The sequence below is a fragment of the Mycobacterium sp. 852002-51971_SCH5477799-a genome (assembly GCF_001667145.1).
Taxonomy (GTDB): domain Bacteria; phylum Actinomycetota; class Actinomycetes; order Mycobacteriales; family Mycobacteriaceae; genus Mycobacterium.
Genome location: NZ_LZIF01000036.1, coordinates 1 through 544, shown reverse-complemented (window position 1 = coordinate 544; position 544 = coordinate 1). Strand labels below are relative to the sequence as shown.

The following is a 544-nucleotide window of genomic DNA, read 5'->3' as shown; positions in this document are numbered from 1 at the left end:
GGTAATCGGGCGGTGTTGGCTCGGCCCGATTCGACTGTGCGGGTGTCGATTCCGGCGTTGTTCGGTGCGCAGGTGGCACGGGCGCCCGGGGCGGTGGCGTTGACGTTTGAGGGCGCTTCGATGACGTATCGGGAGCTCGATGAGGCCTCGAATCGGTTGGCGCATCTGTTGGCGGAGCGGGGTGTTGGCCCGGGTGAGCGGGTGGCGTTGTTGTTGTCGCGGTCGGCGGAGGCGATCGTGGCGATTTTGGCGGTGCTCAAGACCGGGGCGGCTTATGTGCCGATCGACCCGGTGGTGCCCGCGGCGCGCATCGAGTTCTTGCTCGGTGATGCCGCACCCGTTGCGGCGATCACCACCGGCGCGCTGGCCGAGCGTCTCGACGGCCATGACGTGGCGGTCATCGAGGTGGGCGATCCGCGTATTGCGGCCCAGCCCAGCGCCGCGTTGCCCGCACCGGCGCCCGATGACATCGCGTATCTGATTTACACCTCGGGCACCACCGGAGTCCCCAAAGGCGTTGCCGTCACCCATCACAACGTGATCC

1 protein-coding gene is annotated in these 544 nt (G+C 67.6%); it reads left to right on the top strand.

The window, feature by feature from the left end:
- Positions 1 to 544: AMP-binding protein (locus A5753_RS03095; protein WP_156655907.1), on the top strand; the 544-nt coding region annotated here is incomplete at both ends.